The 1,973-nt window shown below is 39.2% G+C and carries 3 protein-coding genes and 1 riboswitch; of the genes, 2 read left to right on the top strand and 1 reads right to left on the bottom strand.

The features are described 5' to 3' along the window. The first annotated feature begins 235 nt into the window (after positions 1-235). Positions 236-700, top strand: a complete 465-nt coding sequence (gene tnpA, locus BTU61_RS00905; protein ID WP_037616840.1) for an IS200/IS605 family transposase — start codon at positions 236-238, stop codon at positions 698-700. A gap of 135 nt (positions 701-835) precedes the next feature. Here the strand turns inward: tnpA and BTU61_RS00900 are convergent, their stop codons facing one another. After that, a complete protein-coding gene (locus BTU61_RS00900; protein ID WP_200771940.1) occupies positions 836-1,267 on the bottom strand; it encodes a GtrA family protein in 432 nt (143 codons plus the stop codon). Positions 1,268-1,295: 28 nt separating this feature from the next. After that, a riboswitch (PreQ1 riboswitch) is annotated at positions 1,296-1,402 on the top strand. Here BTU61_RS00900 and BTU61_RS00895 point away from each other — a divergent pair. After that, positions 1,400-1,909 (top strand): QueT transporter family protein, encoded by a 510-nt coding sequence (locus BTU61_RS00895; protein ID WP_200771939.1) that lies wholly within the window; start codon positions 1,400-1,402, stop codon positions 1,907-1,909. It overlaps the preceding riboswitch by 3 nt. The last annotated feature ends 64 nt before the right edge of the window (positions 1,910-1,973 follow it).

Below are 1,973 nucleotides of genomic sequence, written 5' to 3'. Positions count from 1 at the left end.
CCTAGTAGAGCCCACTCAAGACTGTGTCTTACTCGACAATCAAAAAACAATTGAGAGGCTAGGACTTTTGTCCCGGCCTCTTGTTTTATGTGACTTTCAGTCCGTCTCGCTCCGTTAGGTGCGAGACAAAAAAACCACCCGCTATGCGGGTGCGCATCGAAGGTTATACCAAAAAAACTCCAAACGCGATACAATAAAGGTGTTCAAGCCAATTGTAAAGCGAAAGGAGAAAAATATGGCTCAAAAAGCACATAGTTTATCACACACAAAATGGATGTGTAAATATCACATTGTGTTCACCCCTAAGTATAGACGAAAAGTGATCTATAATCAATATCGAAGTAGTTTAGGAGAAATATTCCATAGATTATGTAGTTATAAAGGTGTTGAGATTATTGAAGGCCATTTAATGCCAGATCATGTTCATATGTTGGTAAGTATTCCACCTAGAATTAGTGTTGCAAGTTTCATGGGATATTTAAAAGGTAAAAGCGCTCTAATGATGTTCGATAAACACGCCAATCTGAAATATAAGTTTGGAAATCGACATTTTTGGGCAGAGGGATATTATGTAAGTACAGTTGGCCTCAACGAAGCCACAATAAAGAAATACATTCAGGAACAAGAGCGAAAAGATATTGCTTTAGATAAGTTGAGTGTAAAAGAATATGAAGATCCCTTTAGGGATAGTGGCAAGTAGTACATATGCCTCTTTGAGAGGCTTGTGACGAGTCAAATGCAATAAGGCTTGAACAAAGTGAAAGCCAGCGTCTTTAGGCGCTGGCTAGTTATCTGGGCTTATAGCCCTGGTACAAACCACCCGTTTGACGGGTGGTCATGATTTAAAGACAAAGAGTTTACTAAAGACATAATTAAGGACTACAATGGCAACTTGTGCAAAGAGGGTTTCGATTAGATTGATCTGACTCTTGTTATTGTGAACAAATTGCCCAATAATCCCCGGGAATTGCTTGACAAAGATCTCGGTCAAAGCCATATCGAGGACAAAGGTACCGGAGCGAGCGATCGTAAATCGGATTAAGCGCTGAAGCCAGCCTTTTCTTTCTTGCTTAAAGACAATGGTGTCATTGGTCGCAAAAGCAAAGAGAATCCCAGCAATGTTTCCGATCGCAGTTGCCAATCGTTCATCAGTGGTGACATGGTAGATGAAAAGTCGGGTACCAACAGAAACAAGGGTCGTCGCCACTCCAAAAAAGAGATAGGATAGGACTTCGTTATCAAAAAATTTTTTTAGCAGTATTTTCATAAATTCAGTCTACCATAAAATGTAAAAATATGCTATACTTGAAAGGTTGAAGAAGTTCAGACTTCAACCCTTGGTGCTTAAGATCCTTTCGCCAAGCATATTATACGCGGTAAAACCGCTAAAGGAGAATAAATGAAACATTTTACGACTCGTGATATGGCACAAATTGCTATTGTTGCTGCGATTTATATCGTATTAACCATTACCCCACCACTCAATGCTATGTCCTACTATGGGTATCAATTCCGTGTTTCGGAAATGATGAATTTCTTAGCCTTTTACAATAAGAAATACTTAATTGCGGTGACTATTGGCTGTATGATCGCTAACTTATATAGTTTTGGATGGATCGATGTCTTTGTTGGTGGAGGGTCTACCTTTGTCTTCTTAGGACTCGGGCTTCTTTTATTTAGCCGTTTTAAAGATAAATTCCTGTTCAGTGGAGTGATTCGACTAGATCATTTTTTATTTGCCATTTTCTTTTCGATTTCCATGTTTACCATTGCGCTGGAGCTTTATTACCTTCAAGGCCAACCATTCTTCTATAACTGGTTGACGATGGGACTAGGGGAATTTGCTTCCTTGATGTTTGGAGCTATTATCATTAATAAACTGTCGAATTACATCGATTTTACAGAATAATCTTGAGAGTGGGACAGAAATCGGTCATTCCTTAGAATTCGATTTCGTCGTCGCAACTCTGCAC

The sequence above is a fragment of the Streptococcus lactarius genome (assembly GCF_016642265.1).
Lineage (GTDB): Bacteria > Bacillota > Bacilli > Lactobacillales > Streptococcaceae > Streptococcus > Streptococcus lactarius.
Note: the sequence above shows the minus strand (reverse complement) of the source record. Positions and strands in the feature narration are given on the sequence as shown.

Coding starts and splice junctions, on each gene's coding strand:
- tnpA (WP_037616840.1), top strand. CDS start 236: ATGGCTCAAAAAGCACATAGTTTATCACACACAAAATGGATGTGTAAA.
- BTU61_RS00900 (WP_200771940.1), bottom strand. CDS start 1,267: ATGAAAATACTGCTAAAAAAATTTTTTGATAACGAAGTCCTATCCTAT.
- BTU61_RS00895 (WP_200771939.1), top strand. CDS start 1,400: ATGAAACATTTTACGACTCGTGATATGGCACAAATTGCTATTGTTGCT.